Source organism: Marinobacterium ramblicola (assembly GCF_019084545.1).
In the GTDB taxonomy this organism is placed as follows: Bacteria; Pseudomonadota; Gammaproteobacteria; order Pseudomonadales; family Balneatricaceae; genus Marinobacterium_D; species Marinobacterium_D ramblicola.
Genome location: NZ_JAHREP010000022.1, coordinates 11,700 through 38,516 on the forward strand (window position 1 = coordinate 11,700; position 26,817 = coordinate 38,516).

27 protein-coding genes and 1 pseudogene are annotated in these 26,817 nt (G+C 60.5%); 12 read left to right on the forward strand and 16 right to left on the reverse strand.

Annotated elements, in window-relative coordinates; all coding sequences use genetic code 11:
* Positions 1–235: 235 nt before the first annotated feature.
* Positions 236–853 carry a LysE family translocator gene (locus KQ940_RS16300; protein WP_217414833.1) on the reverse strand — a complete coding sequence of 206 codons (618 nt, stop codon included), beginning with the start codon at positions 851–853 and terminating at the stop codon, positions 236–238.
* A gap of 306 nt (positions 854–1,159) precedes the next feature.
* Between KQ940_RS16300 and KQ940_RS16305 the strand changes: the two genes are divergently transcribed.
* From KQ940_RS16305 to KQ940_RS16320, 4 genes are all read left to right on the forward strand, one after another.
* Positions 1,160–2,791, forward strand: a complete 1,632-nt coding sequence (locus KQ940_RS16305; RefSeq protein ID WP_217414835.1) for a BCCT family transporter — start codon at positions 1,160–1,162, stop codon at positions 2,789–2,791.
* 86 nt (positions 2,792–2,877) lie between these two features.
* Positions 2,878–4,758: a DUF294 nucleotidyltransferase-like domain-containing protein gene (locus tag KQ940_RS16310; protein ID WP_217414836.1), complete on the forward strand. Its 1,881-nt coding sequence runs from the start codon at positions 2,878–2,880 to the stop codon at positions 4,756–4,758.
* Positions 4,759–4,794: 36 nt separating this feature from the next.
* On the forward strand, positions 4,795–5,520 hold the full coding sequence (locus KQ940_RS16315) for a 3'-5' exonuclease (RefSeq protein WP_217414837.1): 726 nt from the start codon (positions 4,795–4,797) through the stop codon (positions 5,518–5,520).
* A gap of 80 nt (positions 5,521–5,600) precedes the next feature.
* Complete coding sequence (locus tag KQ940_RS16320; RefSeq protein WP_217414838.1) at positions 5,601–6,014, forward strand: hypothetical protein; 414 nt, start codon at positions 5,601–5,603, stop codon at positions 6,012–6,014.
* A gap of 3 nt (positions 6,015–6,017) precedes the next feature.
* Here KQ940_RS16320 and KQ940_RS16325 read toward each other — a convergent pair whose 3' ends face one another.
* From KQ940_RS16325 to KQ940_RS16350, 7 genes and pseudogenes are all read right to left on the reverse strand, one after another.
* On the reverse strand, positions 6,018–7,151 hold the full coding sequence (locus tag KQ940_RS16325; RefSeq protein WP_246590137.1) for an alpha-hydroxy acid oxidase: 1,134 nt from the start codon (positions 7,149–7,151) through the stop codon (positions 6,018–6,020).
* Positions 7,151–7,300, reverse strand: a complete 150-nt coding sequence (locus KQ940_RS22990; protein WP_281419279.1) for a hypothetical protein — start codon at positions 7,298–7,300, stop codon at positions 7,151–7,153. Before KQ940_RS22990 ends, KQ940_RS16325 begins: the two co-directional genes overlap by 1 nt.
* 60 nt (positions 7,301–7,360) lie before the next feature.
* Positions 7,361–7,501, reverse strand: a pseudogene (locus tag KQ940_RS23235) (IS1380 family transposase); the annotation flags it as partial.
* A 216-nt stretch (positions 7,502–7,717) separates the two neighbouring features.
* Positions 7,718–8,530 carry an energy transducer TonB gene (locus KQ940_RS16335; protein WP_217414839.1) on the reverse strand — a complete coding sequence of 271 codons (813 nt, stop codon included), beginning with the start codon at positions 8,528–8,530 and terminating at the stop codon, positions 7,718–7,720.
* Positions 8,527–8,958, reverse strand: a complete 432-nt coding sequence (locus KQ940_RS16340; protein ID WP_217414841.1) for an ExbD/TolR family protein — start codon at positions 8,956–8,958, stop codon at positions 8,527–8,529. Before KQ940_RS16340 ends, KQ940_RS16335 begins: the two co-directional genes overlap by 4 nt.
* Entirely contained in the window at positions 8,955–9,344 is a 390-nt protein-coding gene (locus tag KQ940_RS16345; RefSeq protein ID WP_217414842.1) for an ExbD/TolR family protein, read from the reverse strand. Before KQ940_RS16345 ends, KQ940_RS16340 begins: the two co-directional genes overlap by 4 nt.
* Positions 9,334–10,134, reverse strand: coding sequence for a MotA/TolQ/ExbB proton channel family protein (locus KQ940_RS16350; RefSeq protein ID WP_343222672.1), 801 nt, complete (start codon positions 10,132–10,134; stop codon positions 9,334–9,336). Before KQ940_RS16350 ends, KQ940_RS16345 begins: the two co-directional genes overlap by 11 nt.
* Positions 10,135–10,285: 151 nt before the next feature.
* On the opposite strand from KQ940_RS16350, the gene KQ940_RS16355 reads away from it, so the two are divergent.
* The 7 genes from KQ940_RS16355 (at position 10,286) to KQ940_RS16385 (ending at position 17,039) form a co-directional block, all read left to right on the forward strand.
* Positions 10,286–12,376: a TonB-dependent receptor family protein gene (locus KQ940_RS16355; protein WP_217414843.1), complete on the forward strand. Its 2,091-nt coding sequence runs from the start codon at positions 10,286–10,288 to the stop codon at positions 12,374–12,376.
* An 84-nt stretch (positions 12,377–12,460) separates the two neighbouring features.
* On the forward strand, positions 12,461–13,375 hold the full coding sequence (locus KQ940_RS16360; protein ID WP_217414844.1) for a Fe(3+) dicitrate ABC transporter substrate-binding protein: 915 nt from the start codon (positions 12,461–12,463) through the stop codon (positions 13,373–13,375).
* On the forward strand, positions 13,365–14,387 hold the full coding sequence (locus KQ940_RS16365) for a FecCD family ABC transporter permease (protein WP_217414845.1): 1,023 nt from the start codon (positions 13,365–13,367) through the stop codon (positions 14,385–14,387). The genes KQ940_RS16360 and KQ940_RS16365 overlap by 11 nt, the downstream gene beginning before the upstream one ends.
* Positions 14,384–15,349, forward strand: a complete 966-nt coding sequence (locus KQ940_RS16370; RefSeq protein WP_217414846.1) for a FecCD family ABC transporter permease — start codon at positions 14,384–14,386, stop codon at positions 15,347–15,349. The genes KQ940_RS16365 and KQ940_RS16370 overlap by 4 nt, the downstream gene beginning before the upstream one ends.
* Positions 15,350–16,114 (forward strand): Fe(3+) dicitrate ABC transporter ATP-binding protein FecE, encoded by a 765-nt coding sequence (fecE, locus tag KQ940_RS16375; RefSeq protein ID WP_217414847.1) that lies wholly within the window; start codon positions 15,350–15,352, stop codon positions 16,112–16,114.
* Between the two features lie 89 nt (positions 16,115–16,203).
* On the forward strand, positions 16,204–16,722 hold the full coding sequence (locus tag KQ940_RS22775; RefSeq protein ID WP_246590138.1) for a type II toxin-antitoxin system CcdA family antitoxin: 519 nt from the start codon (positions 16,204–16,206) through the stop codon (positions 16,720–16,722).
* Positions 16,722–17,039 carry a CcdB family protein gene (locus KQ940_RS16385; RefSeq protein WP_217414849.1) on the forward strand — a complete coding sequence of 106 codons (318 nt, stop codon included), beginning with the start codon at positions 16,722–16,724 and terminating at the stop codon, positions 17,037–17,039. The genes KQ940_RS22775 and KQ940_RS16385 overlap by 1 nt, the downstream gene beginning before the upstream one ends.
* A gap of 65 nt (positions 17,040–17,104) precedes the next feature.
* Here KQ940_RS16385 and KQ940_RS16390 read toward each other — a convergent pair whose 3' ends face one another.
* From KQ940_RS16390 to KQ940_RS16410, 5 genes are all read right to left on the reverse strand, one after another.
* Positions 17,105–17,464, reverse strand: a complete 360-nt coding sequence (locus KQ940_RS16390) for an antibiotic biosynthesis monooxygenase family protein (RefSeq protein WP_217414850.1) — start codon at positions 17,462–17,464, stop codon at positions 17,105–17,107.
* A gap of 159 nt (positions 17,465–17,623) precedes the next feature.
* Positions 17,624–18,178 (reverse strand): acyl-CoA thioesterase, encoded by a 555-nt coding sequence (locus tag KQ940_RS16395; protein WP_217414851.1) that lies wholly within the window; start codon positions 18,176–18,178, stop codon positions 17,624–17,626.
* A 97-nt stretch (positions 18,179–18,275) separates the two neighbouring features.
* Positions 18,276–18,596 (reverse strand): BolA family protein, encoded by a 321-nt coding sequence (locus tag KQ940_RS16400; protein ID WP_217414852.1) that lies wholly within the window; start codon positions 18,594–18,596, stop codon positions 18,276–18,278.
* The gene (locus tag KQ940_RS16405; protein WP_217414853.1) at positions 18,574–19,935 is read right to left on the reverse strand and encodes a DUF3422 family protein; all 1,362 of its coding nucleotides are present in this window, start codon (positions 19,933–19,935) and stop codon (positions 18,574–18,576) included. The genes KQ940_RS16400 and KQ940_RS16405 overlap by 23 nt, the downstream gene beginning before the upstream one ends.
* Before the next feature lie 33 nt (positions 19,936–19,968).
* Positions 19,969–20,322 carry a hypothetical protein gene (locus KQ940_RS16410; RefSeq protein ID WP_246590139.1) on the reverse strand — a complete coding sequence of 118 codons (354 nt, stop codon included), beginning with the start codon at positions 20,320–20,322 and terminating at the stop codon, positions 19,969–19,971.
* 49 nt (positions 20,323–20,371) lie between these two features.
* Between KQ940_RS16410 and KQ940_RS16415 the strand changes: the two genes are divergently transcribed.
* Positions 20,372–21,025 carry a hypothetical protein gene (locus KQ940_RS16415; protein ID WP_217414854.1) on the forward strand — a complete coding sequence of 218 codons (654 nt, stop codon included), beginning with the start codon at positions 20,372–20,374 and terminating at the stop codon, positions 21,023–21,025.
* A 67-nt stretch (positions 21,026–21,092) separates the two neighbouring features.
* Here the strand turns inward: KQ940_RS16415 and KQ940_RS16420 are convergent, their stop codons facing one another.
* From KQ940_RS16420 to KQ940_RS16430, 3 genes are read right to left on the reverse strand one after another with little or no spacing between them, the layout of a single operon-like run.
* Positions 21,093–24,530 carry an SbcC/MukB-like Walker B domain-containing protein gene (locus KQ940_RS16420; RefSeq protein WP_217414855.1) on the reverse strand — a complete coding sequence of 1,146 codons (3,438 nt, stop codon included), beginning with the start codon at positions 24,528–24,530 and terminating at the stop codon, positions 21,093–21,095.
* Positions 24,517–25,272 (reverse strand): DUF4194 domain-containing protein, encoded by a 756-nt coding sequence (locus tag KQ940_RS16425; RefSeq protein ID WP_217414856.1) that lies wholly within the window; start codon positions 25,270–25,272, stop codon positions 24,517–24,519. Before KQ940_RS16425 ends, KQ940_RS16420 begins: the two co-directional genes overlap by 14 nt.
* Positions 25,272–26,672: a Wadjet anti-phage system protein JetA family protein gene (locus KQ940_RS16430; protein WP_217414857.1), complete on the reverse strand. Its 1,401-nt coding sequence runs from the start codon at positions 26,670–26,672 to the stop codon at positions 25,272–25,274. The genes KQ940_RS16425 and KQ940_RS16430 overlap by 1 nt, the downstream gene beginning before the upstream one ends.
* Between the last annotated feature and the right edge of the window lie 145 nt (positions 26,673–26,817).

The following is a 26,817-nucleotide window of genomic DNA, read 5'->3' on the forward strand; positions in this document are numbered from 1 at the left end:
GATCTATTCCCTGAACCCGGTACCCAACCGTTAACGGCGGGTACAGAGACTCTGTCGATGCAGCACTACGTCGGCCGGCTCATAAGTAGCAGCCGGCCTGGATCTCTTCCGAAGGGCCTGCACTATTACCCCTATATCAGACAGGGGTAATATCGCAGTATTTTAGTAGGATAAGCATAGACAGCCAGGCAGGGAATATCTACCGTTTTAAAGCGAATCTGCCTGTCGATTCGGATCAATGGCGTGACGCGAGGTAGACCCCCGCAAGCGCCATGATCGACCCGGAGGTGCGGTTCATCCCTTTGACGGCGCGCGGAGAGCGCAGATAACGTCGGGCTTGCGCGGCGCTAAACGCGATCAGCATAAGACCTGCCAATAGGCCGATAAAGGTTAACAGCGACACCAGCGCCATCCCCTCAGCGTTGAGCACAGTGACATCCAGAAAGGTTGGCAAAAATGCGATATAAAACAGAATCACCTTGGGGTTGGACGCCGATATCAGAAAACCCTGTGTAAACGCGTGCAATGCGTCACGCCGGCCAGGCGTCGCTGACACATCCTCCCGCACAACGGGGGCCGTCCACATCTTCCAGCCCAGATAAAACAGGTAGCCCGCGCCCAGTAGACGAATTACCGTGAACACCGCTCCCCAGTGGGTAGCCAGTGCCGCCAGGCCAAGGCATGCCAACAGCAGGTAGATAATGTCGCTGAAGATCATCCCCACCGACAACGGCAGACAGCTCCACGCGCCTCGCTGCAGCGCACGGGCGATAATGGCGAACACACCGGGTCCTGGCGTGATTCCGAAAATAAATACCGCAATCAGAAAACTGATCGCACTCTCAATACTCATAAAATGGTTCCTGTGTCGTTACTACGACCGATCGACTTTGCACCGGCGCTGATGAGGTAAACGCGCCGCTTTTGGCTAAGCTTATAATTAAAAAAATATAATGCAGAGCACCCACTTGAAGAGGTTCTTTTCTATCCCGTCTCCCGTGCCGCCGATCGGCCGATCAGCCCGCCGATTTGCATCTGCGGTATACCTTCCCGATACTGTGCCCAACCTGACGAGCAGGTCAAATTATTGTTTCTGCAATAGAGTTACCGGCAGTCAGGTCAAGGACACTCACCCTCACCAACCCCAAGGAGAGTCAACATGACGGATTCCAAAGATCCCATGATACCCGACGGCGAGGTTAACCCGTACGATACCGACTACCAGATTGGTCAGGACAACATCGTTGTCAACGTAGGACCTTTTGGACTGGATATCCACAATCGGGTATTTGCCATATCCGGGCTGACCATTGTCGCCTTCGTTGTTCTAACACTCGCGTTCCAGAACCAGGTCGCACCGATGTTCGGCGGGCTTCGCAGCTGGCTGACCACCAACCTGGACTGGTTCTTCCTCAGCGCCGGCAATATTTTCGTCATCATCAGCCTGGGGCTGGCGTTTTCTCCGCTGGGCAAGGTCCGCATAGGCGGCACCCTGGCCAAACCGGACTACAGCTATCCCGCCTGGTTTTCCATGCTGTTCGCAGCCGGTATGGGTATCGGTCTGATGTTTTACGGGGTATCCGAACCCCTGTCACACTTCTCCAGCTCCCTGGGCGGCACCAGTGTCGAAAATGGTGTGCGCACAGACTGGGCACCTTTGGGCGCCGCGGCTGGTGATCCCGAAACAGCCCGCCAGCTTGGCATGGCCGCCACCATCTATCACTGGGCACTTCACCCTTGGGCAATCTATGCGGTGCTGGCCTTGGGCCTGGCACTGTTCTCGTTCAACAAGGGCCTGCCACTGACCATGCGTTCGGTGTTCTACCCACTGCTCGGTGAGTCCGTGTGGGGATGGCCCGGCCATGTCATCGATATCCTGGCGGTATTTGCCACCCTCTTCGGTTTGGCCACCTCTCTGGGGCTGGGTGCCTCGCAAGCCGCCTCCGGCCTTAACTACCTGTTCGGTTTCCCGATGGGGGAGACCACTCAGGTCGTTCTGGTTATCGGTATCACCGCCATCGCCACCACATCGGTTCTGGCCGGTCTGGACGCGGGTGTTAAGCGCCTGTCCGAGATCAACATGATCCTCGCGGCCCTGCTGCTGCTGTTCGTGATTATCGTCGGGCCGACGCTCGCCCTGATCACCGGCTTCTTCTCCAACCTGGTCTCCTACCTGGAGTACCTGCCGGCTCTGGCCAACCCCTTTGGTCGAGAGGACGCCAACTTTGCCGCCGGCTGGACCTCCTTCTACTGGGCCTGGTGGATCTCCTGGTCTCCGTTCGTCGGCATGTTCATCGCCCGCGTATCCCGCGGCCGCACCGTACGCGAATTCATGATCTCTGTTCTGATCATCCCCTCCCTGGCCTGCGTGCTTTGGATGACCGTATTTGGCGGCACAGCGATCCACCAGTTTGTCGATGAAGGGTATAAAGCGGTCGCAGAAGCCGAGCTTCCGTTGCAGCTTTTCACTATGCTGGATGCACTGCCAATGGCGCAGATCACCTCGTTCATCGGCATCATCCTGGTGGTGGTGTTCTTTGTCACCTCGTCGGACTCCGGTTCGCTGGTGATCGACACGATATCGGCGGGTGGCAAGGTGGATGCACCGACACCCCAGCGTGTGTTCTGGTGCACCTTCGAAGGACTGGTCGCGATCGCGCTGATTCTTGGTGGTGGGCTGGTCGCGCTCCAGGCGATGGCGGTTTCCACCGGATTCCCGTTCACTATCGTTCTGCTGGTGGCCGCGATATCGGTGATCAAAGGGCTGGCTACGGAGCCCCGGCTGGGTTAACACACTCCGAGCCTTAAGACGGGGCGGATAGTCGGCAATCGCACTATCCGCCCTTTTTATCACGGGTTCCAAATCCTGAGGACAAGATGCAGGCCGAACATCTGGAGATCATCGATTTTCTGCGCCGCTACCCCCCTTTCAACGAACTACCGGAGGAAGCACTGGCACGCGTGGCCGCCAACATCGACGTCAGCTATTTCAAAGCGGGTACCCAGATCCTGGAGTTCGACCAGGAGGTAGACGCCTGGTACGTGATTCGCAGCGGTGCGGTGGAGGTGTACCGGCGCAATGGTGACCTCTACAACCGGCTCAGTGAGGGTGGCTATTTCGGCGAATTCGGCCTGTTACGTGAAAACCGCGTTCGCTTCCCTATCGTGGCGCTGGAGGACACCCTCGCCTACCTGATCCCCGCTCCGATATTCAAGGAACTGTTTGAGCAGTACGAAAACTTCGCCGACTTCGTCGAGGTGGAGGATCGCAGCCGACTAAGGCAAACCGTGGCCCGACGCGAGGATGCCAACGAGCTGCTGACCTCCAGTATCGAAGTACTGATCGGCCGCGCGCCGGTCACCATCGAGACCGGCAGTACGGTGCGCGAGGCCGCCATGCGCATGAGCAATGAAGGGGTATCGTCGCTGCTGATCGTGCATCCCCCAGGCTCAAGTCAGGACTCCGAATCCTGCATGGCCGGCATGATCACCGATCGCGATCTGCGCAACCGGGTGGTGGCAAAAGGGCTAAGCTACGACACGCCGGTCACCGAGATCATGACCGCCGAGCTGATCCACGCCGAGCACAATCAACTGGTGTTCGAGGCGATGCTGGCGATGCTGCAGCACAACGTGCATCACCTGCCGATTCTCAAGCACGGAACCCCGGTGGGGGTTATCGCGCTGTCCGATATCATCCGCTACGAATCGCAGAACAGCCTGTTCGTGGTCAGCCGTATCTTCCGCGCCAACAGCGTGGAGGAGCTGAGCACGCTGGAGGGAGAGGTGCGCTCATGCTTCAGCCGCATGGTGCATGAGGACGCCAACTCGAAAATGATCGGTCGCGCCATGGCGGTGATCGGTCGCAGCTTCAAGCAACGCCTGCTGGAGCTTGCCGAGGAGAAGTTCGGACCGCCACCGGTGCCATACTGCTTTCTGGCACTGGGCTCGATGGCGCGGCAGGAGCAGCTGATCGTGACCGATCAGGACCACGCCATGGTGCTCGACAACAGCTACGACCCGATGAAGCACGACGCCTATTTTCTGCAATTGGCACAGTTTGTCAGCGATGGTCTGGCAGCCTGTGGCTACACCTACTGCAAGGGCGAGATCATGGCCACCACGCCCAAATGGCGCCAACCGCTGCGGGTATGGGAGCGATACTTCGATGAGTGGATCGATGATCCGACGCCGCAGACGCTGCTCAACAGCTTCATCTTCTTTGATCTGGATGGCGTCTGGGGCAAGACCGAGTGGGCCGACCACCTCAGCCGCTATATTGCGCACAAGGCGCAGCGCAATGCCCGTTTTCTGGCGTGCATGGCGCGCAACGCTCTGCTGCGCACGCCGCCGCTGGGCTTCTTCAAGGAGTTCGTCATGGAGCCCTCGGGACAACAGACTCAGTCGATCGATATGAAGCGGCGCGGAACCGCTCCGCTGGCGGACCTGATCCGGGTGCACGCTCTGGCCGTGGGCTCGGTCGCCCGTAACTCCTTCGACCGTCTGGAGGACGTGATCGCAGCCGATATCCTGCCGCAGGGCCGGGGACAGGATCTGCGCGATGCGCTGGAGTTCATCTCGATGGTGCGTATCCGGCACCAGGCGCTGGATCTGGACGCAGGACAAGAGCCCGATAACAAAATCGAGCCGGAAAACCTGTCGGACTTTGAGCGCAAGAACCTTAAGGACGCGTTCCAGATTCTGAGCAGCGCACAGAAGTTCCTCAAGTACCGTTACCAGGCCAGCCGCATAGGTTAAGGACGCAGCGTGTTCTATCTCAGCAAAAAGCAATTAATGGAAGAAGAGCTACCCGCGGGCCATCGCTCCCCCGACTGGCCGACCCGGCTGGCCCAACTGGCAGAGCAGGCGCGCAACCCCTCGCTGAAGGCGTTCTATCAGGCCGGAGTGGTCGCCGCCGGCACACCGATATCGGAGGTGCCGCTGGTGGCGATGGACTTCGAAACCACCGGTATCGACGCCAGTCGCGACGAGATCGTCAGCATCGGACTGGTCTGTATGACGCTGGACCGCATCCGCATGAGCGAAAGCCGGCACTGGATACTCAAACCACGCGCGGACCTGCGTGACGAGTCGGTGGTGATCCACGGCATCACTCACTCGGAGGTGGAGAGCGCACCCGACCTGACCCGGATACGGGAGCAGCTGCTCGAAACGCTGGCCGGACGGGTGGTCGTGGTGCACCACAAGGGGATCGAGCGCCGGTTTCTCGATGCTGCACTAAAACGGCGTATCGGCGAAGGGATAGAGTTTCCCTGTATCGATACCATGGAGCTGGAAGCACGCCTGCACCGGCGCAAGCCTGGCGGGCTGCTCGACAAGCTGTTCGGACAGAAACCCAGAGTGTCGATCCGCCTGCCGGAGAGCCGCGAGCGCTACCACCTGCCCCACTACCCCGCCCACAACGCACTCACCGATGCCCTGTCCTGCGCCGAACTGCTGCAAGCCCAGGTCGCGCACCGGTTTTCCCCGGATACGCCGGTTAGTACGCTGTGGAGCTGAGGTCTTGCCTTTTTAAGCACCCATTCAGTTAACTGATGTCCAAATAGTAAGCACCGGTAACCTCAAAATGGAGGTGCAGTATGAACACCGGACTTACGACTCGCAATCTGTTGGGGGGCTTCACGCTACTGCTGGCACTGTCGCTGAGTGCCTGCGTGTATGGCCCCTATGACTCTCACGCACGTGTCGGGGTGCATGGCTACTACGATAGCGCCTACGACGACTTTTACTTCTACCCCGATGTCAGCGTCTATTTGGGCGTCAACTCCGGGCGCTACTACTACCGACCGCACGACCGATGGGTCGGCGTCCAAACCTTGCCGCGGACCATCATTCTGAAACCCGAACGGCGCGTGATCATCAAGAAACTGCCGCGCGGTCGCCCGTTCGATCACTATCGGGACCACCGTGATCGCTATGGCGGTCACCGGGACTATGATAGAGATCGGGACCGTTATCGCGATTACTATCGGGATCGCGATTGGCATAGATGAGGTTCAGATGCCCCACAAGGGCTGGGCGGGCCGATAGAGTGCCTCGTGTCCGATATCCGCCAGGGTCGGTGTGCCGGCCAGCGCCATGCAGACCTCCAGCTCCTCGCGCAGGATCCTCAGCATATGCGCCACGCCGGCGGCGCCGGCCACGGCCAGCGCATAGAGCTGAGGACGTCCGACCATCACCGCGTCAGCGCCTAGCGCTATCGCCTTGAACACGTCGGTACCGCGCTCCACGGCACCGTCGAGCAACAGGGTCATCTCCCTCCCCACCGCCTGGCGGATCGCCGGCAACACCTCGATCGCCGACGGCACGCAGTCCAGCGTACGTCCACCGTGGTTGGAGATCACCAGACCGGCGATCCCCATCTGCTGCGCCTTGAGCGCATCCACCGGGCTCAGTACCCCCTTCAGAACCACCGGCAGTTGGGTCTGCGATTGAATCCAGCGGATATCCTCCCAGTTCGGCGCCTCGGTCATCATCCCCTGGAACACGATGCTCTGGCTCGGCTCCAACACCCTGCTCGGCAAGGGCGGACGCTGTCTCAGATTGACCGCTTCGACACCTGGGGGCAACTCGAAGCCGGCCCGCTGGGCGCGGTTGCGAATACCGTGCAGCGGCGCATCGACGGTGATCATCAGACAGCTGTAACCAGCGCGCTCGGCACGCCGCACCAGGCTCAGCGTGAACGCCCGGTCCTGCTGGAAATAGAGCTGAAACCAGCGCGGCGAGTCCAAGGTCTGCGCGATCGTCTCCAGTTCCACGCTCGACAGCGTGCTGACCACCATTGGCGTCTCCAGCACACTGGCAGCACGGGCGGTGGCGATCTCCCCCTCCGGATGTACCAGTTTATGGAAGGCCACCGGCGCCAGCATGATCGGGTGACGGAAGGTCTCGCCCAACATCTGGGACTGGGTACCGCCCCGAGTAACATCGACCAGTACGCGGGGGGTGATCAACATCCGGTCCAGCACTTCGCGATTGCGACGCAGGCTGATCTCATCGGCGCCTCCGCCGACAATATATTCATACACCGCCTTTGGCATATGCGCCGGCGCCCGCCGGGCGTAGTCGCCAAGACTGACCAGATCCGCCGGAATCTGCGCCAGCGGCGGCAGGGTCATATCGCTACTCATCAGGTATCCGCCCACTGCTGAATCAGTTTGTGGTAGAGCCCGGACAGGCGCATGACATCTTCATCATCCGAGCCGCTTTTCATCGACAGCGACTGCACGGAGCTGTCCAGGTCGAACAGCAGTTCACGCTGCTCATGGCTGCGCACCATGCTCTGGATCCAGAAAAACGCCGCCACCCGCACCCCGGAGAGCACTGGCGTAACCCGGTGCAGGCTGGTCGACAGACCGATGGTGCGATCGATCTCGCGCAACAGCAACAGCCCGGCATCGTTGGAGATATGCCCGCCGGAGAACTGAGCCTCAACAACGCGCCTGGCAAGGGGCGAAAACTTAAACGTTTGTGGTACCATTTTGTAAACGGCTGAGGGCCTGTGGGGATTGCTTAGAGACCAGTAACCATAAGGCTTTCAGCCGTTTTTGTTTAGACCTTCATGAAAAATGCGGGTTAGAGCATAGAAATCTATACACCTGGGACCATATCCCCGGTGGGCTTAAATAGTTTTTATAGGTATATCCGTATCAAACGGCGTAAAACGACGGCATTAAATTAGTAGGTTTCGTCCTTATCAGGACTGAAGAGAAAACTCGACCGGCAGTGTTATTCTTATCTCATCCTGTTTCATTTCAGCAGGAAATGCTGGTAAAGGCTTTGCCTTCATCAGCATATCGATAACCGCTTGATCCAGCAGTTTATAACCGGAGCTTTCACTTATTGTATACTCCAGCACTTCCCCCTTGCGGTTAACCAGAAACGAAATCTTGGCGATCCCCTCCTGGCCCCTCCTGCGGGCGGAGAGGGGGTAGCGCTTGTGCCTTGCCAGTTCGGCCGCGAGCCTGGCATACCAGGACTGTCTCACTGCCGCGTTACCACCCTGCGTCATCGCATCGGCGCGACCGGTGCTGAGCTTCTGCTGCGCCTGCTGCGCCCGATCGGCTGCTTTCGCATTGCGGCTGGCGGTCTCGGCTTGGGTTGGCGCCGTAACCGGTTCAGGTGCGGGCTCGGGCTTTTGCGGCTGCCGCTTTGGCTGGGGCTTCGGCAGCTCCCTTTTCGCCTCGACCACCGGCGTCTGTATCTCCGGCGGCGGTGGCGGCGCCTCAACCACGGGCTCTGGAGCCTTGACCGGCTCAGGCTCAGGCGGTGGAACCTCGGGCTCCGGCTCAGATGGCGCCTTCACTACCGTCTCCACAACCGTCTCCTCTCGCGTATCCTCCGCCTGGCCCAGATCGCCCAGCATCCCCAGATCGATCTCGATCCCCTGCTCGCCCTCATCCCTGGCACCATCCGCGTTATCGGCAGCCAGCACCACGACCAGCAGCGATAGGTGCAGCAGCAGCGCAACGAACAAGGCGATCAGCCAATGGTGTCGACTCAGGGTCATGATGCGCTCTCCGACAACCGGGTAATCAGCGATACCCGCACCAGCCCGGCATCCCTTACCTGCCTGAGCAGCGATCTAAGCTCCGCCACCGGCAGATCTGCATCCACTTTTAAACGCACCGACACACTATCCATGTCGGTATACGCTTTGAGCTTATCCTTTATAGATGTTGATATATTGCCGTTTTTAACCAAATCATCACCTATATAAGTTTCACCCTCCGATGTCACAATAATATCTATTGACTCCAGTTCTGAGAGCCGATTTTCGTTAATGGACTTGGGCGGTTCTGTTTTAACCACATCCGACTTCGATACCTGGCCCGCCACCATAAAAAAGATCAACATCAGAAAAACGATATTGATCAGGGGTATCACATTATCGTCTCCGTTATCACGCGACTTAATTTTTGCCGTATCGATAATCAAGGCAGTACGCCTCCAAGCGAAACACTCTCTGCGCCCGCCTGCTTCAACGCATCCACCAAACGCACCAGGCTCTGGGTATTCACCCCCTCAGCCACATCGATACCGAATGCCCCCTGACGTGCCGCCACGACCTGGCCAAGTCGCGCACTCCTTATGTTCAGCTGCTCGTCGTCGATACTGATGCTGCCATCGTTATCGAGCAGGCGTACCACATTCACCTCCCGTGCATCAGTCTTGGCTGCCGAGGGGATCGGCAGATCCAGCTGCCGCCACTGGCTAAAACTGGAGGAGAGCATGAAAAACAGCAGCAGTATGAACACCACGTCGATCAGCGGTGTCAGGCTGATCCGCGCCGGTTTACGAACCGGGCCCAGATCAAGCAACATTCCTCAGCCCCTCACGTACGGCAACCTTTCCCTGCATCACCTCACCGGTAAATACGCGGGTTACGGCGTCGTTCATCAGCACCGCTACGCGCTCCACCTTGCGCTCCAGCCAGTTATGTATCGTCATCACCGGAATTGCCACCGCCAGCCCCACCGCCGTGGTCAGCAGCGCCTGCCAGATACCGCCAGAGAGCACCGACGGATCAACCTGACTGCCGGCCGCTTCCATCTGCTGAAAGGCGACGATCATGCCCAGCACCGTACCAAGCAGACCGAGCAGCGGACTGAGCGTGGCGATCACCTCCAGCGGGCGCAGGTAGGCACGCATCTGCCCGAGATGATGAGTGGCAACACGGCTGAGTTCCTCACGCAGCAGCGCTTTGTCCTGCCCGGACTCGATGCCGTTGATGGCGAGGCCGACCAGTTGCGATACCGGGCGAGCGCTGTTCAGCACACCCAGCGCCGCCTGGGCATCGCCCGCCCGCCACAGGCGTAACCCCTGCTCCACATTGGCGCTGCTCTCGACCCGCAGACATGCAAACTGCCAACACTTGACCAATACAATGGTCAGCGCGACCACCGAGAACAGGCAGAGGATCCACACCACTGGCCCGCCGACGGTCAGAAAATCGATCACCCGATCCATCAGTTGGACCGGGGCGGATATCAGTGCTTCCTCTCCCAACGGTATTGCACTCGGGTCAGCCCCTGCCGGCGCGCCCCCCACAGCCGCATCCGCCAGCCCGTCCGGTGTATGCGGTGCCGTTGAATCCATCTTTTGCGTACTCACAACAACCCCCTTCCAATCTTTCATTCACTAATCTTAATGATAAACATTATTATTTGCATCCTGTTTTTAACAGCTTTATAGTGCGCGGCCATAATCGCCCTATTTGATAACGCTTATCACTTATGTACTAGATCTCTAACAGGAAGGCAGTATGGAATCCGGACGACACCAGTACCTTGTATCACGCCCCAACCAGCTTGCGCTGGCGATCAGCCTGGCGCTGACGATAACCGTCCCCTTGGCTCAGGCCGAACAACCGGCTGAACTGGAAGCGCTCCAGGTCGAGGGGGACTGGATCGGCAATACCGACGGCGAGGTGGTTAAGGCCTACCCCGGAGCACGCACCCTGATCGACTCCGAACAGTTGCAAGAGAGCGGCGCGCTGAATATCGAAGACGCCCTGCGCTCCACCCCCGGCATCCAGGTGCTGGACGAGACCGGCACCGGCATCCTGCCCAATATCGCGCTGCGCGGCCTGAACCCGCTGCGTAGCGAGCGGCTGCAGATGCTGGTCGACGGCTACCCGATCGCCATCGGCCCCTACAGCAACATCGGCGTATCCCTGTTCCCCGTTACCCTGCCGAGCATCGACAGCATCGATATCGTGCGCGGCGGCGCGGCGGTACACTACGGCCCCAACAACGTCGGCGGCGTGATGAACCTGCACACGCGGGCGATTCCGCTGCAGACCGAACAGACCCTGAGCCAGCGCCTGACCATCGCCGAGGCCACCGGCAACCTGTTCAGCGACACCTACTACCGCATCGGCGGCTTTGCCACCGAGGATCTGGCGCTGCAGTTCCAGGCCAATATCCAGAACGGCGACGGCGCCCGCGAGCACTCCGATACCGAGGTACGCAACTTCATCTTCGATGCCGACTACTTTCTCAATGACACCAATGAGCTGGACCTGAGCCTGCAGTACTACGACGTCGAGGCGGAGCTGCCCGGCGCGTTGAGCCCGGCGGCGTTCAAGCAGGACACCAGCCAGTCGCAGCGGCTGCATGATGCCTATGACGCGGACATGGTGCGCGGCACCCTGACCTGGACCTACACCCCCACCAGCGACGTCGAACTGGAGTGGCGCAACTTCGCCCACAGGGCGGACCGCACCTTCTTCTTCGGCCAGCGGCTTGGCGATCCCGGCGTCAGTTGGGCCGATCCCGCGTTCGACTCCACCCATGTCGCCGACTCGCCCCGCGTGTTCCACGTCTGGGGCACCGAGCCACGCCTTACCATGCGCCTGCCCGGCCACACGCTCACCCTGGGCGCGCGTTACGTCAGTGAAGAGGTGGATTTCGATGTCAACCGCGAGGAGTTATCCAGCGGCAGCTATGCCAATGTGCGTCAGTGGGATTCCGAAACCAAGGCCACCGCTGTCTATATCAGCGATACCCAGCACTTCATGGATGGTCGGCTGGAAGTCACCGAAGGGGTGCGTATCGAAGATATCGAGATGGACTTCCACGACCGTATTTCGGATAACCGATTCGTCAACGACACCACGGCGCGGCTGCCCGGCGTGACCGTCGGCTTCCAAGCCAGCGATGCGCTGTTCCTGTTTGCCAACGCCCAACGCTCGCTGGTGCCGGTGCAGATCGCCCAGGTCTCCCGCGGCGGCGAAGTGGCCAACGAGCTGGCCTGGAACCAGGAGCTGGGCGCACGCTGGCAGATCCGTCCGGAGCTGGCGCTCAACACCACCCTGTTCCGCATCGATTACGAGGATCAGATCCAGTTCAACAAGGCCACCAGCCTGTATGAAAACCTGGGTGAGACCCGCCACGAAGGGGTCGAGCTGAGCGCCGACTGGCAGGCAACACCGCAGCTGGATCTGGCGCTGGGCTACACCTACCTGGATACCGAGCAGCTCACCGGCGACAACAAGGGCAACGAACTGCCCAACGCGCCGCATCACCACGCCAGTGTCGAAGGGCGCTACCGCCTCAACCAATGGAGTGCGAACCTGGGTGTGCACTATGTCAGCGACAGCTTCAGCGACGCCGCCAATACCGAGCAGGAAACCGCCAACGGCGATGCCGGCAAGCTGCCCGCCTATACGCTGGTCAACGCCCGTATCGGCCGCGATATCGTGCTCGGCCAGGGCCGCATGCTTAACCTGGGTCTGGCGGCAACCAACCTGACCGACGAGGAGTACTACTTCCGCGGTGCGGATGTGAGCCCGGTCGGTCGCGTACCCGCGCCAGGTCGCGCCTTCATTCTGGAGGGACGACTGGATTTCTGATCCTGGGAGTCGGCGGCGGTGCATACCGCCGCCGACCGACGATCAGAGGAAACCGACAAGCTCATTAGCAAAGGTAGTCAGAATATGAAGCCGATAGGACAACGCCATCCGTTCTCGACCATAGTGCCCCTTATGCTGGGCATTTTGTTGTTTATAGCGCGGCCGGTAACCGCCGCCGACCCGCAGCGTGTGGTGGCGCTCGAGCTCTCCTTCGTCGATGCGCTGGCCTTGGTGGATATTGCCCCGGTAGGCATTGCCGACGACAACCAGCCGTCGAAACTGATCCCGGCGCTACGCGAGCGGATCGGAGACTGGCAGTCGGTCGGCAGCCGCTCCCAGCCCAGCCTGGAGCTGATAGCCGAACTGCAGCCCGACCTGATCATCGCCGACAGCAGCCGCCACGGCGAGATCATCGACGACCTGCAGCAACTGGCCCCCGCCCTGCTGCTGCCGAGCAAGGGCACTACCTACGAGCAGAACCTGGAAACCCTGCAACAGATCGGCGATGCCGTCGGCCGCGGCAAGATGATGCGCGAACGATTGGCACAGCACCGCCAGCGCATGGAGCAGTACCGCAACAAACTCACCGGTCACAAGGAGAGCGTGCAGTTCGCCATCGCCAGCGACAAGGGGCTCTGGCTGCACAGCGGTAACTCCTACGCCGGCAGTCTGATAGAGGCACTGGGGCTGCACACGCCGATCAATAACGGCAACGCCCAGCCCTATATACCGACCGGCCTGGAGCAACTGCTCAAGGTCAACCCGGACTGGTTGCTGGTGGGGCGTTACAGCGAGCACACACTGCTCGACAAGTGGCAACAGATGCCGCTGTTCTCGCTGCTCACCGCCCACCAAGAGCAGCGCATCGTCGACGTGTCATCCACGCTCTGGTCATTGAGCCGGGGCGTGATCGCCGCCGAGCAGATGGCGGAACAGTTGGACCACCTGCTCAACCGGCAGGAATCGGCGCTGCTGAGTCGGACCGCGAATGGTAACTAGCCTCCCGGCCCGCACACTGCTGTCGATCGCGGCCCTGGTCGCCGTTCTGGTCATGGCTCTTGTCGTAGGTCTGGCGCAATCGCTTGTGCTCTGGTCCTCGTTCGAGCTGCAGCTGCGCGATCTGCTGCCGCTGCTCGGCTTCGACACCGGGAGCGACGACACTCTGGCTCGGCAACTGATTCTCGAGCTGCGCCTGCCGCGCACCCTGGTCGCGGCGATGATCGGCGCCAACCTCGCCGTGGCCGGGGTGCAGGTGCAGGCGCTGACCCGCAACCCGCTGGCCTCACCGACCCTGCTCGGCATCAACGCCGGGGCCGCCTGCATGATCGCGCTGTCGGTGGCGGGCGTGCTTGGCCTCGCCACCCTGCCGCTGCCGCTGTTGGCCCTGATCGGCGGCAGCGTCAGCGCCCTGCTGGTGCTGACGCTAGGCGGCTACTTCCAGGCCCACCCCAACCCGGTGCGGCTGATCCTGGCCGGAATCGCGGTCACCGCACTGCTCGCCGGGCTAACCCGCGCGGCGCTGATCCTGTCCGAGGATATGGCCTACAGCATGCTGCACTGGCTGGCCGGCTCGCTGGCCCAGACCGGCTGGGACAGCTGGCATCAGCTCTGGCCGTTCAGTCTGGCAGGGCTGGCCCTGGCACTGCTGCTCAGCCACGCCTTCAACCTGCTGGCCCTCGGCGACGACACCGCGCTGGGGCTGGGGATCCGCATCCACTGGGTGCGCCGCCTGGCCGCCGCCAGCACCGTTCTGCTCTGCACAGCCAGTGTCGCCGCCGCAGGTCCGATCGCCTTCGTCGGCCTGATCGTGCCCCACCTCTGCCGTCGTCTGTTCGGTCAGAACCACCGTCTGCTGATCCCGATGGCCGCGCTGACCGGCGCCGCTTTTCTGGTCTGGGCCGACCTGCTCAGCCGCGGCGTCGCCTTCCCGGCGGAGACCCCGGTCGGCGTGATCACGGCGCTGCTCGGCACCCCGTTCTTCATTCTGCTCGCCGCCCGGAGTCGCACATGAGACTGTCCCTGTTCGGATGGCTGGGCTCCGCCCTGTTGGCCTCGACCCTGCTCAGCCTGAGCCTCGGCGCGGTCGATCTGACACTGCCGCAGGTGTGGCAGGCGCTGACCCAGGGCGGCAACGACGACTTCATCATCAACCAGTACCGCCTGCCGCGCGCGCTGCTGGCGATCCTGGTCGGCGCCGGACTCGGCCTCTCCGGTATTCTGGTGCAGGGGGTGATCCGCAACCCGCTGGCCTCGCCGGATCTGATGGGGATCAGCGCCGGTGCCGGACTCGCCGCCACCGCCCTGATTCTGTTCCTGCCCGCCGCCGGATACTGGCTGCCGCTCGCCGCCGTGGCGGGGGGCATGGGCGCGGCACTGCTGATCTATGCCCTGGCGCGGCAGTACCAACCGGCACCGGCCCGCCTCGCGCTGACCGGCATCGCCGTCAGCGCCTTTCTGAGCAGCCTGATCGACTTCCTGCTGATCATCCATCCGGTGGAGCTGAACAATGCGCTGATCTGGCTCACCGGCAGCCTCTGGGGGCGCAGCTGGGAGCAGATACCGCTGCTCGGCGTCGGCCTGGCCCTGCTGATCCCGTTGGCGCTGCGCCTGGCCTGGCGGCTGGATATCTACGCCCTCGGCGAGCAGAGCGCCGTGGCGCTGGGCGCACGGCCCAAGGCGCTGCAGATCCAGGCGCTGCTGCTGGCGGTGGTGCTGGCCAGCCTCAGCGTATGCGTGGCCGGCACCATCAGCTTCGTCGGCCTGCTCGCGCCCCACTTCGCCCGACTGCTGTGCGGCGGCCACCACCGCCTGCTGATTCCGGTATCGGCGCTAAGCGGCGCCCTGCTGGTCTCGGCGGCGGACCTGATCGCACGCACCCTGCAACCGCCGCTTGAACTGCCGGTGGGGGTGGTCACCGCGATCATCGGCGCGCCCTACTTCATCTTTCTGCTGTTACGCTACAAGGGGTGGTAGATGCTTGAAACCCGTTCACTGAGCGCCGGATATGGCCGCACCGCCGTGGTCAGCGACCTGAGCCTGCAACTGCCCGAGGGCAGGATCACCGCGCTGATCGGCCCCAACGGCTGCGGCAAATCGACCCTGCTCAAGACCCTGGCCCGTGTGCTAAAGCCGCTCTCCGGCGAGGTGCTGATGCAGGGCGCCGCGCTGCACCGCCTCGACGACCGCGCCATCGCCCGCCGCCTGTCGCTGCTGCCGCAGACCCCGACCCAGCCGGAGGGGATCAGCGTGCGCCAACTGGTCGAGTACGGCCGCGCGCCCTACCTGTCGCACTGGGGCCGACTCAGGCCGGAAGATCGATTGAAAGTGGACGAAGCGATGCGCGAGACCGGCATCCATGAACTGGCCGAACGGCCTCTGACCGACCTCTCCGGCGGCCAGCGCCAACGCGCCTGGATCGCGATGATCCTGGCCCAGGACACCGACCTGGTACTGCTGGACGAACCCACCACCTACCTGGACCTGTCCCATCAGATCGAACTGCTGCAACTGCTGCAGCAGCTAAACCGCAACGGCAAAACCATCGTCGTCGTACTGCACGACCTGAACCAGGCCTGCCGCTACTGCGATCATCTGGTGGTATTGAGGGAGGGACAACTGGTGGCCCAGGGCACGCCGGACGAGGTGTTCGACGCCGAACTGCTGCAGCAGACCTTCTCGCTCAGCGCCCAGGTGATTCGGGATCCGGTGGCGGGTACGCCGATGTGTATACCGTTGTGATAGCGTCCTCTACCGGTATCAGCTCCCACAATCCGTTCTGGTGCAGCCAGATCGGATCAGCATTCTCCTCGATGAATTGATCCACCGGTATGCCATCCACCGTTGGCGGCCGCTTTATCCTGACCTGTTTGCCGTGCATGAAGACCCACTCGTACTTCTTTTGCCGTTCGGCCTTCGCGGCTTTCTTCGCACGCCTTTGGGCCGGAGTAAGCTTTTTCTCGACCTTTGCCATATCTGACCTTATTGGTAACAATGCCGAAAGAACCGACACTAACTCTGTCCGGTTGCTTGACCTGCTAAATGTGCCCAACTATCATGATGCGCATAACGAATGCGCACAGACTATGTCGGGAGCCAATGCAATGCACCCAGCAACTGACAACAAAACCAAAAAAAAAGCGACAAACCTTAGTATAAATAGCGACTTACTGGCTGAAGCCCGCAACCTAAACATAAATCTTTCCGCGACACTTGAGCAAGCGCTAGCTGAAAAGGTGCGCCAAGAAAAGCGCAATCAATGGCTTGAGAACAACCGCAATGCCATTGAAGCCTGCAATGAGCTCACAGAACAAAACGGTCTGTTTTCAGACAAACATAGGGTGCTTTGATGGATCAATTTGACTTATATGTCAATACGGATAAAGACACCAACAAGACATATCCCTATTTTGTCGATATACAGAACAGTTTACTCGATACACTCAATAGTCGAGTAGTAATTCCGTTAACCCCAATAAAAAAGTCTGAAAAAAACTACCCAGAAAACCTATGCCCTATTGTAAAAATCAATAATGAAAATTTCGCTCTCCTCACTCACCAAATTACGAGCGTATCTGTAAACTTTCTCAAAAAGAAAGAAACCTCACTATCTTCAAAAAGAGATGACATTGTCGCTGCGATAGACTTTCTGGTGACTGGTATTTAACGCATGTAGCTGACACAGAATTCTGAACGCCCTCGTTACGTCGAGTAGCGGAGTCCGTCACGGATTCAGGTTTTCTTGACCTTTGCCATATCTGAACTTATTTCCCCGAACTCCACATCAACCCGATATTCAATCACTTCATAGTGCTGTACCGATAAATCGGGTTCAAGCTCATAGACCTCATCCTCAGGATACAACCGCGCTTGCTCGATATCGTCACCGGCAAACGCCTTGATGGATTCGAGTTCATCCCAGTACGTGATAAGCGTAAGCTCTACTTTTCCCGTAAGAGCACGACGAAATATCTGAGCACCGAGATAACCAGGCGTTGAGGAGGAATCTTTAATACCGGTTTCATATAGGTATGCCGTGAACCCTTCACTATGAGTTAACGGTACGCGGCATTTCCATTCTCTGGCGATCATAGTTGTCCTCCTCCGCTAAGAACGAGTATGCGCATTTGCTGGTCGGCCGTGCGCGGTATCCCGCTGCAGCCTTTCCATAAAATCTTAGAACCCGCCTGGAATCTCGCTCCGAACTCTCCAGGCAGGGAGGGGTGTAGCTTTCCCTGCCAAGCACAAAAGCTAAGCCAACCGACAGTTCTGCCCCTCCAGCAGGTGCAGTTCCTGCCGGATATCCAGGGCCTGCTTCGCCTTGCGCATCTCGTCGCGGTAGTCCTGTTTGAACTTGCGCCGCATCATCCCCTCGAGGAAGCGCTTGATCTCCACGTCATCCTCCAGCACCAGACCGGGGATCTGCGTCGGCTTTCGGGTCTCTTCATCCACCGCGACCATGGTGAAGTAGGAGGTGTTGGTCGGCTTGACGATGCCGTTGTGGAAATCCTCCGATACCACCTTGATCCCCACCTCCATCGACGAGCGGCCGACATAGTTGACCGAGGCGTACAGCGTCAGCAGTTCGCCCACCTCCACCGGGTTGAGGAAATCCACCGAATCGATCGACGCGGTAACGCAGTAGCCGCGGGCGTGGGAGGCGGCGCAGGTGTAGGCGATCTTGTCCATCAGCGACAGGATCACGCCGCCGTGAACCTTGCCGCCGAAGTTGGCGTAGTGCGGAACCATCAGCTCCTTGAGGATGGTTTGCGAGGCTTTTACCGGGCGAAACTCATGATCGGACATTTTGACCTTCTCTAATAGCCTGAAAACCTTAGCGAGGCAGCCAGCGCAAGCGGTACGCCAATTTTTAACGCTGTGATGGCAACGCAGGTAGTATTTTTCAGTGTTTGTCGGCTTTGGAGCCGCCCATACAGTTCGGTGATTCCGGCACAAAGCCCTGCGCGGCCTGCCACTCTTCAGGCGTATGCAGATGCATGGCCAGCGCGTGGATCGGGTTCTGCATCAGGTCCGATAACAGACCGTAGATCATCTGGTGCCGCTGCACCATGCGCTTGCCCTCGAATGCGGAGCTCACCGCCACCAGCTTGAAATGGGTGTCCATACGATCGCCGGAGTGCATATGGCTCTCGTTTTCGAGCCGGTACTCGACCAGCTCCAATCCGGCCCGCAGGCGCTGTTCAATCTCGTTTTCGACGCTCATTGCGCTTTTTCCTCGCTTGCACTTCCGGCAACTCGCTTTCAGCCAGGGTGTGGAAGTGGTGATGTATTCGGCGTGTGGCCAACCAGACCGCCAGCAGCACTATGGGCACCATGATACCCGTTGCCACCGCTTTATCGAATGCAACACCTGCACCATAAAGCGCCTCGAGCAGATATTTCACCAATCCTACGAGGTAATAGCTGATCGCGGCAACCGACAGCCCCTCCACCGTATGCTGCATCATCAGCTGGATCTTGGAGCGTTTGTCCATGGAGCTGAGCAGTTCACGATTCTGATGCTGGATCGCCATCTCCACCCGGGTCCGCATCATGTCGGATACCCGGTCGACCCGGCGTGACAGATCCTCCAGCCGCTCACCCACGGTGTTACAGGTACGCACCGCCGGCAACAATCGGCGGCCAAGAAACTCGTTGATGGTCAGGTGACCGGACACCTCATCCTCGCGCAGCTCATCGAGGCGGCTGCTGATCAGATCGGCATAGGCGCGGGAGGCGGAGAAACGGAAGGTGGTCTGGGCGCGAAACGCCTCGATCCGTGCCGCCATCTCGGTCAGTTCCGAAAGCAGCGCTCCCTCGTCCTCGGTTCCGTTCTCGGCCAGTGCTTCGGTGATCTGCGCCAGTTGGGTGTCCATATCGCTGAGCACCGGCGAGGTACGCCGCGCCTCCGGCAGCGCCAGCAGCGTCATCAGGCGGTAGGTCTCGATCTCCACCAGACGCTGCACCAGGCGGCCGAGCTGGGAATCGCTCATCCGCTTGTTGTACATCAGGAAGCGGCCGAAGCCGTCAGAGTGCAGCCGGAAGGTGGTCCAGACCCGGGCATCGCCGTTCTGCGGGCTGGAGCCGATCAGACGCATCTGTTCGAACCAGGGCTTGACCTCGTTGGGCTCCGGCTCCTGCACCTCGCGCGCATCCTCGATGGCGATATGGAAGGCAGCGATCACGGTACCGGGCAGCTGCTCCAGCCAGCCTGCCGGCAGTACGCTGATCCCCTGCTCGGAAAACGGATCCTGCTGCGCCTGCGGCGCCAGGTTGATGAAGGTATAGCTGGTGAACTCGAGATGTTTCTCCCAGCGGATGCGCAGGTCGCCGAAGGTCTGCTCGTAGCAGTGGGTCTCTTGGCCGGGAATCTCGTAGCCAAGCAGTTCGTGCAGCTTCTGCAGATGAAGGAACTGCTCCTGTTTCTGCTGCTCGTTGACCTGCAGCGCGATATGGGTGATGCGGGCGGGGCTCGGGATCACCTGGAATGGGCGCGAGTGCAGCTCGTCGTAGAGCATATCGCGCAGCGGGTGTATCTCCAGATGCCGGATCACGTCCTTCATAGGCTGACTACTCCATCGCGGTCTTGTCTCTGATTAACCTTCCAGTTCCGCCCGCATAAGCGGCTGCGCCGACAGGTCGAAGGCGAGTACCTGCGGATCGGCTTCGAACCAGCGCTCGAACATCATCTGATCGAGTTTCTCCGGCCAATCGTCGCCGAACTCGTCCCAGGCGGCCAGTTCGTTCTCGAAGATCTCCCGCCAGCCCCGGCCGAGGGCCTGGACGAAGCCGCTCTCCTCTTCCACCTCGTCGATCAGGTAGACGGTGCCCTCCATACGCAGGGTCGCCAGATCGGTCTCTTCGTCAGGTGCCACACGGGCGACCCAATCGGCCATCGGCTGCTTGGGGCGAATCACTATAGCGGAGCGGTTTAGCAACTTGATCGTCATCGACCCATCTGTCCTATAAAATAGCGACGAACCCCCAAGGCTCGCGCTGATGATAATTCGTGTACTACCAGAGCTGGAAAATCGCGACCAGTGGCTCAGTTTTCTGCGCCGCGAGCAGCCCTATTGTCTGGTCGAACAGCCCGAATGCCTGGTCGATTTCCAGACCCACTTTCTGCAGTTGACCCTCTTTCGGCAGGACCATCGCGACCCGGAGCGCTACACCCTGGGCTCACGCAACTCGATGCAACCGGCGTGGGATCTGATCCGCGGCTGCAACTGGTCACTCAGCGCCATCATCGACGGCCTGTCCCAACTCGACTTCGGCAGCAACGTGCGCGACAACTCGCTGCTCGGTCTGCACGGCGATGTCAGTGTGCGCAAGCGCTTCGCCAGCGAGCGCACTCTGCTGCCACCCACCGCGTCGGGCCTGTTCAAGCCGCTTAACCGGCTGCCGGATCAGTGGTCCGGCGATACCCTGTGCCGCCTGCTCGCCAATGAGCAGTGGCGCGACTGGCAAGCAGAAAACGAGGAGGAGGCGATCAGTCCGCGTGCCCTGCTGCTGGCCCTGCAACAGAGTTGCGACGCCTGGCAGGTGGCAAGGCACGGCGAGCGTCTGCTGCTGCGTCATGCGGGCAAACCGATGGTCAGTTTCGTGCCGGACCCGACTCCGCCCCGTCCCCGTCTGGTTGATCGCGATCTGTAGCCCTGTACACAGCAGTCCTGTACACAAAGGGAGCCCTCAGGCTCCCTTATCGATCTTGATCGTCAGATCACACCAGCTCGGCCTGGTCCTCGTCGACGCTCTCGAACTCATCCCGCGGCATCAGCTTATACGGGTGATCGGACGCCAGCAGTTCCTTGCCCTTCTCGGTCGGGAACTCGACATCGATATCGACCACACGACCGTCACGGCAGACGTTGATGATGGTATCCATGCAGGATGACAGCAGCGAGTACTTCTCGTCCGGCGCCGCGATAATGGTCTGCAGACCAAGATCCGACATGAAGCCGAGCGAGGTCACGGTGTTCTCCGAGTCGAGCTTGTTGAATGCCTCGTCGAATACCGACAGGCTGAAGCCGCCCACCGGCTTGCCGTCGCTGCCCTCCTTCAGACGGTAGGTCGCGCCGAGCGCCGCCGCCATGGCGACATAGAACGGCACCTGGTGCTCTCCGCCGGAACCGGTCTTGATACGCTGCGTCAGCGTGGTCTTGCGGTTGCCCTGCAGGTCCTTCACCACCAACTCGAAATTGTAGAAGTTGCGGTAGTCCTGCAACAGGCTACTTTCGCCCTCATCCTTGAGTACGTCATGGATCTTGGCCAGCGCATCGCGGTGGGTGCTGTCGCCGGTGTGCTGCAGGTCGAACAGTGAACCGACGTTGGCCTGGTCCATCCGCGTGTAGGCTTCGACCAGTTCGAGGATATCCTTGAGCTCCGGGTTGGGGCTCATCTCGAAGCTGTACATCTCCTTGTGGAACGGACGGTTCTTCAGGTGGCTGTTCAGCTCGCGGATCAGGTCGCGGATCTTGTTGATCTGGTCGTTCAGGTGCGCAACGAAGTCGGAGCGGAACGCGGTTTCCGCCTCCAGACGGGCACGCTCGGCCTTCTTCGCGTACTGCGCCAGCTCCGACTCACGCAGCGCCTCGACGGTGCTGTCGACGAACTTCTCCAGGTCGTCGTGGGTGGAGTCGGGGCCGATCTTGTCCAGCTCCTGGTGGCTCATGCCGCCGCCGTGGTAGCGCGCCTTGTACTGCGCCACGGCATCGCGCACGCCGTTCTTTTTCTTCTCATGCAGCTGCAGCTCGCCCTGCGCCTTTTTCGCTGCTTCGAAGATGATTCGCTCCAGCTCGCCGTCGCAGGCTTCGTCGAGATAGTCGCGCTTCTCCTGCGCGGACTGGGCGTCAAAGTTGCTGTTCTCTTCACACTGGGTGCGGCGCTCTACATGCTCGACCAGCTCGCCATCCAGCGCCTCGACCAGCGCATTGTCCTTGATGATGCTGGTGCGCACCTTCTGCAGCTTGTCCATCAGCGATTTCTGCTTGGACTCGACCGCTTTCTGATGCTCGGCCAGATCGGCGATGCGGGCCTGGATGCCGGAGTCGTCATGGTTGCGCAGGTCGGTGATCGCCTGCTCGAAGCCCTTGATCTCGCCACTGATCTGTTCGCGCTGGTTGCACAGGTCATAGACCCGCTCGTTGACGCCCATCAGGCCGTTGGCCAGGCTGATCAGCGAGTCGCGCAGCTTCTCCAGGGTTTCGTGCTTCTTGCCGAGGGTGGTGAACTCCTTGATCAGTTCATCCACCTGACGCCCCTGCACCTGCAGCTGGTCACCGCGACGGCGAATACCCATGATCGGGCTCAGTTCGTTGATCGCGGTGGTAGAACCCTCGGACTGCAGCATGCAGTCGTAGGTCAGCGCGCGCTCGTGTCGCAGCAGCTCGTTTTCGGTCTCCACCGCCATCACGCCGCCGAGGGCGCGGTTCATGTAGGCGCGGGCATCGTCGTTGTCGGTGTCGATAAACTGCGCCAGAGAGTTCGGCTTGGTGCGATTCAGCCACTCGCCGCTCTTGGTGGTGTTGATGATCCGGCAGCCCTTCAGATGGCGGCCCTTGCGACGGTACAGGGTGATCGCCTCCTTGACCCGGTCCGGCGACACCACCAGTGCCTCGCGGCGGGCACCAAGGAAGGATTCGATGGCAATACGCCACTTGTCGTCGTTGATATCGACCAGCTCGCAGATCGGCGTCGACTTGATGCCGTAGCCTTCCAGCAGCTCCATCAGTTCGCGGGTGTTGTGGCGGATCGGCGCCCGCCCCTGCTGCAGCTGCTCGACGGCGCTCTTCTGGTTCTGGATGGTGCTGCGCAGCTCGTTGATACGGATCACCGACTCCTCGTAGCGACGCGATACCGCCTTGCGTACCGAGTCGATATTGTCGCGCAGCTGCTCGAGGGTGTTGTCCACCTCCACCGGCGAGATCGGCCAGGCTTCGGCGAGCACATTCTCACCGGAGCGCCACAGCTCCACCGACTGCGCCACCACGGGACGAAACGCCTCGGGCAGCATATCGGCGTGATCGGAGAAGCCGACAGTGGTACGCAGCAGACCATACACCGACTGGATGCGATCCTTGACCACGTTCAGCTCATGCTGGTGGGCGCGGATGGAGGACTCCAGCGCGTTGATCTGATGGGCGGAGTCGGAGGTGTTGAGTTCGGCGCGGGCGTTGGCCAGGTCCTGGATCGCCCTGTTCAGCGCTTCGCTGGTCTCGGCCAGTTCGATCTGCAGCTTCTCCTCCTGCTCCTGGTTGGTCTCCAGGCGCTCGGCGGCCTCCTCCTTCTTCAGGTCGGCCTGCTCGAAGCGGCTCTCGTGCACCACCCACTCGTACTCGACGGAGTTGCGCAGGTTGCGGCTGATGCCGCGACACATCTCCTGTACCTTCTCCAGCTCGGTGATACGGTTGGCCACCTCCTGGGTCTTCTGCTCCATCGCCCGGTACTCGTCGAGCGACTTGCGGAAGGCGCCGACGTGGACGATGTTCTCGTCCAGCACGAACTCGCGTACGAAGCGGGTCGGGCTGTCGATCGGCACGAACTTGAGCGCGTTCTTGAAGTTCTTGACGAACTTGTCGTCGTCGTTGGGCATCTGCGGATCGTGGCTGAGATGGGTCACCATCTCCTTGACGAAGCGTGCCGCGCGCTTCTCCAGGATCATCTCCGGGCACTGCTTGAGCAGACCGTCGCGCACCTCGTTCCACGCCTTCGGCATGCGGCCGCTGCCCTGTTTGACGGTGAAGTCGTCCAGCGTCACCGAGAAGTTGGGCAGGATGAAGCGGCCGAGGATCTCCTCGTCGGCGTTGGCGGTGGAGGCGCTGATGGCGATGCCGACGCAGCTCTCCTGTGCGGTTTCGGTGTCGAAGAAGCTCATCGCCAGGTAGGTAATAGAGTCCTCACGGGCGTTGCCCTTCTTGCCCATGTCGTCGAGGAAGCCGAGACAGTAGGTGCGCAGCGAGCGCTCGCTCTTCTCGCCGGCGGAGGCGTTGAAGCTCAGGTGGCGCTTGTGGCCGCCCATCAGTACGGTCTGCATCGCGTCGAGCAGCGAGGACTTGCCCGAGCCGTTGGGGCCGACGATGGCGACATTGCCCTTGATCGGGATCTCCATCGCGCCCAGCACATACCAGTTGACCAGCACCATGCGATTAAGCTGTTTCATTGCTGCGCTCCCCGGTGGTTTCCTCTTCGTTTAGAGTTTCGACGGTCGGCTGTTCGGGATCGGGCGGCGTATCGCCCTCTTCGGCGTCGGCAACCTTGTCTTCGGCGCGGCGGTTTGGCTCAGCCTCATCCTCGACATACTCGTCGCTCTGTTCCCGGTTATCGATATCGCAGAGCGCTTCGAGCTGGCCGATGTAGTCCTCGACCACCACCTGCCTGATGGTCGGGTTGATGCGGATCGGCACGTTCTTCGGGTCGGTCTCGTCCGACTTGCCGCGCTCGATGATGCCGTGGCGGGTGAACAGCGACAGGATCTCCTTGAGACGGGTCTCGTTGGGGATCTCCTTGCCGGTCAGGGTGTCGTACAGGCGCAGCAGATCATCGGAGGAGCTGAACGCCTTGCCATCCTCCACCTCGAACGACTCCAACTTGGCCTCGTAGATCTGGCGCAGGCAGAGCAGCAGCAGCGACTCGTCCAGACGCAGGCGCATCACCCGCTCCTCGCCCCGGGGCAGGATGCCGAGATAGGCCTCGTCCGGCTGATAAATGAAGCTCCAGCCGATCGCCTCGAACAGATTGCGGAAGTACTCCACATTGTGCGAGATCAGAAAGTAGTGCTCGCGGTGCACAGGGCGGTCCGCGTAGAGGAACTGACTGGTCAGCAGCAGATTGGCGGCGCGGATGAAATCATCCGCCTGGTGCTGTTCGTTACGGGAAACGACTTTTTGCAGGTCACCTAGCATTATTGAGTCCTGTGAATCACGAAGCCACGACACTCCACCATATCGGCGACGTTGACGTAGCGGTCTTCAAACTGAATCCGGTAGCGCGTAGCGGTGTTGCGCGCCTTCTTGCCGAGCGAGTTCAGGTGGCGAACGTAGCTGAAGCAGATATAGTCTTCGATGCTGTCGATACGGAACTCGGTGGCATCAAGCTTATCGCGGCCGGCGAACTGCTCCTCAAGGTAGGCCTCGATCTTGTCCACCTTGACCTCGCGGCGCTCCTTCCACTCCTTGAACAGCTGACGCAGTGCCAGCACCTTGGGATCGATCTCGGACTGGGTGATGATGCGCGGCTTGGTCTCGACGCGGCGGCGGATCGGCGAGCGCACGCTCGACGGCGAGATAAAGCCGACCTGCTCCAGGCTATCCACCGACGGAATCTCGCTGTCGTCCTTTTTCGCCAGTTCGGCGATCAGGCGCGACAGACGCGCCGCCATGCCCGGCGTGGTCTTGTCCATGTAGCGCACGGTATCGGCCACGCGCTTCTCGAGCTGGTAGCGGAAGTCGTCGATGGCGGCGAGACGCTGATCCACCGATTCGAAGATGCGGATCACGCGGTTGATATGCTGCTGCACCAGCGCTTCCGACTCCTCCACATCCAGCTCATACTGCATCTGGTAGTGCTCGGCCAGCTGATCCAGCTTCAGCGGATCGAACTGCAGGTCGCGCATCATCGACAGAATCTGGCGACGGAAGCGGAAGGGGTTGTTCTTGGTCTTCAGCGTCTTGTAGTCGGAGACCAGGATATGTTCGACGAAGCGATCGAAGAAGCTGCGCACGATCTCCTGCGGCGAAGAGCTGTCGGCCAGGCTGATCTTCAACTCACGCAGGCCGAGCAGCATGTCGGTCAGATGGGCACTGAAATCGGCTGCGGTCTGCGCCGCCTCCTCCAATGCGATACCGCGTCCGACCGGATCGGACACCGCCGACTCCAACGAGCTGAGCACGTTCAGTACCGCGCCGCCGTAGCTACGCTTCTCCAGTTTGGAGATCGACGCCAGCGAGCGCAGCAGGAAGCTGTTCGCCGGCGACATCAACACATAGGTGCGGTAGATCCGCTGCTCCTCCTCCAGCCAGCCGGTCTGCACCAGGCGGCGGTATATCCGGTTGGTGTAGTCGGCGCTGGAGAGCGGCAGATCGCTGTCGCTTTCGTCATCGGCCTCGGCGGCCCAGCGGCGGATACCGTAACGCACGACCGCATTCTCGATGGTCGAGCGCACCAGATCCTTGGGGATGAAGGGATCGATCAGATCCTCGTCGAAGAACAGGTCCGCCAACTCCAGCAGCACCACCTCGTAGATACGGCGGTTCTGGCCGGAAAGCGGCAGAAAGATGTCATCCGGAAGCTTGTTGAAAAGCACTGAGTTGGGGTCCGTTCACTTAAGCTTAAGAGGGCGATTCTAACGGAAAACCGGGCACGGGATAAGGGCTGATCCAAGTAGCGCCGAGGTTAAATCACCTGCCACAAGCCGCTGTCACAAAACTGACATTTGTACCAGCTTCTAC

Excerpts from the sequence above, each read along its gene's own strand:
- KQ940_RS16335 (WP_217414839.1), bottom strand. The coding sequence starts at position 8,530 with ATGACCCTGAGTCGACACCATTGGCTGATCGCCTTGTTCGTTGCGCTG.
- KQ940_RS16360 (WP_217414844.1), top strand. The coding sequence starts at position 12,461 with ATGAAGCCGATAGGACAACGCCATCCGTTCTCGACCATAGTGCCCCTT.
- KQ940_RS16345 (WP_217414842.1), bottom strand. The coding sequence starts at position 9,344 with ATGTTGCTTGATCTGGGCCCGGTTCGTAAACCGGCGCGGATCAGCCTG.
- KQ940_RS16320 (WP_217414838.1), top strand. The coding sequence starts at position 5,601 with ATGAACACCGGACTTACGACTCGCAATCTGTTGGGGGGCTTCACGCTA.
- KQ940_RS16365 (WP_217414845.1), top strand. The coding sequence starts at position 13,365 with ATGGTAACTAGCCTCCCGGCCCGCACACTGCTGTCGATCGCGGCCCTG.
- KQ940_RS16405 (WP_217414853.1), bottom strand. The coding sequence starts at position 19,935 with ATGAAGGACGTGATCCGGCATCTGGAGATACACCCGCTGCGCGATATG.
- KQ940_RS16400 (WP_217414852.1), bottom strand. The coding sequence starts at position 18,596 with ATGAGCGTCGAAAACGAGATTGAACAGCGCCTGCGGGCCGGATTGGAG.
- KQ940_RS16420 (WP_217414855.1), bottom strand. The coding sequence starts at position 24,530 with ATGAAACAGCTTAATCGCATGGTGCTGGTCAACTGGTATGTGCTGGGC.
- KQ940_RS16325 (WP_246590137.1), bottom strand. The coding sequence starts at position 7,151 with ATGAGTAGCGATATGACCCTGCCGCCGCTGGCGCAGATTCCGGCGGAT.
- KQ940_RS16370 (WP_217414846.1), top strand. The coding sequence starts at position 14,384 with ATGAGACTGTCCCTGTTCGGATGGCTGGGCTCCGCCCTGTTGGCCTCG.
- KQ940_RS16425 (WP_217414856.1), bottom strand. The coding sequence starts at position 25,272 with ATGCTAGGTGACCTGCAAAAAGTCGTTTCCCGTAACGAACAGCACCAG.
- KQ940_RS16355 (WP_217414843.1), top strand. The coding sequence starts at position 10,286 with ATGGAATCCGGACGACACCAGTACCTTGTATCACGCCCCAACCAGCTT.
- KQ940_RS16315 (WP_217414837.1), top strand. The coding sequence starts at position 4,795 with ATGGAAGAAGAGCTACCCGCGGGCCATCGCTCCCCCGACTGGCCGACC.
- KQ940_RS16395 (WP_217414851.1), bottom strand. The coding sequence starts at position 18,178 with ATGTCCGATCATGAGTTTCGCCCGGTAAAAGCCTCGCAAACCATCCTC.
- KQ940_RS16300 (WP_217414833.1), bottom strand. The coding sequence starts at position 853 with ATGAGTATTGAGAGTGCGATCAGTTTTCTGATTGCGGTATTTATTTTC.
- KQ940_RS16310 (WP_217414836.1), top strand. The coding sequence starts at position 2,878 with ATGCAGGCCGAACATCTGGAGATCATCGATTTTCTGCGCCGCTACCCC.
- KQ940_RS16390 (WP_217414850.1), bottom strand. The coding sequence starts at position 17,464 with ATGATCGCCAGAGAATGGAAATGCCGCGTACCGTTAACTCATAGTGAA.
- KQ940_RS16305 (WP_217414835.1), top strand. The coding sequence starts at position 1,160 with ATGACGGATTCCAAAGATCCCATGATACCCGACGGCGAGGTTAACCCG.
- KQ940_RS22775 (WP_246590138.1), top strand. The coding sequence starts at position 16,204 with ATGCCATCCACCGTTGGCGGCCGCTTTATCCTGACCTGTTTGCCGTGC.
- KQ940_RS16415 (WP_217414854.1), top strand. The coding sequence starts at position 20,372 with ATGATAATTCGTGTACTACCAGAGCTGGAAAATCGCGACCAGTGGCTC.
- KQ940_RS16410 (WP_246590139.1), bottom strand. The coding sequence starts at position 20,322 with ATGACGATCAAGTTGCTAAACCGCTCCGCTATAGTGATTCGCCCCAAG.
- KQ940_RS22990 (WP_281419279.1), bottom strand. The coding sequence starts at position 7,300 with ATGGTGCGCAGCCATGAGCAGCGTGAACTGCTGTTCGACCTGGACAGC.
- KQ940_RS16385 (WP_217414849.1), top strand. The coding sequence starts at position 16,722 with ATGGATCAATTTGACTTATATGTCAATACGGATAAAGACACCAACAAG.
- fecE (WP_217414847.1), top strand. The coding sequence starts at position 15,350 with ATGCTTGAAACCCGTTCACTGAGCGCCGGATATGGCCGCACCGCCGTG.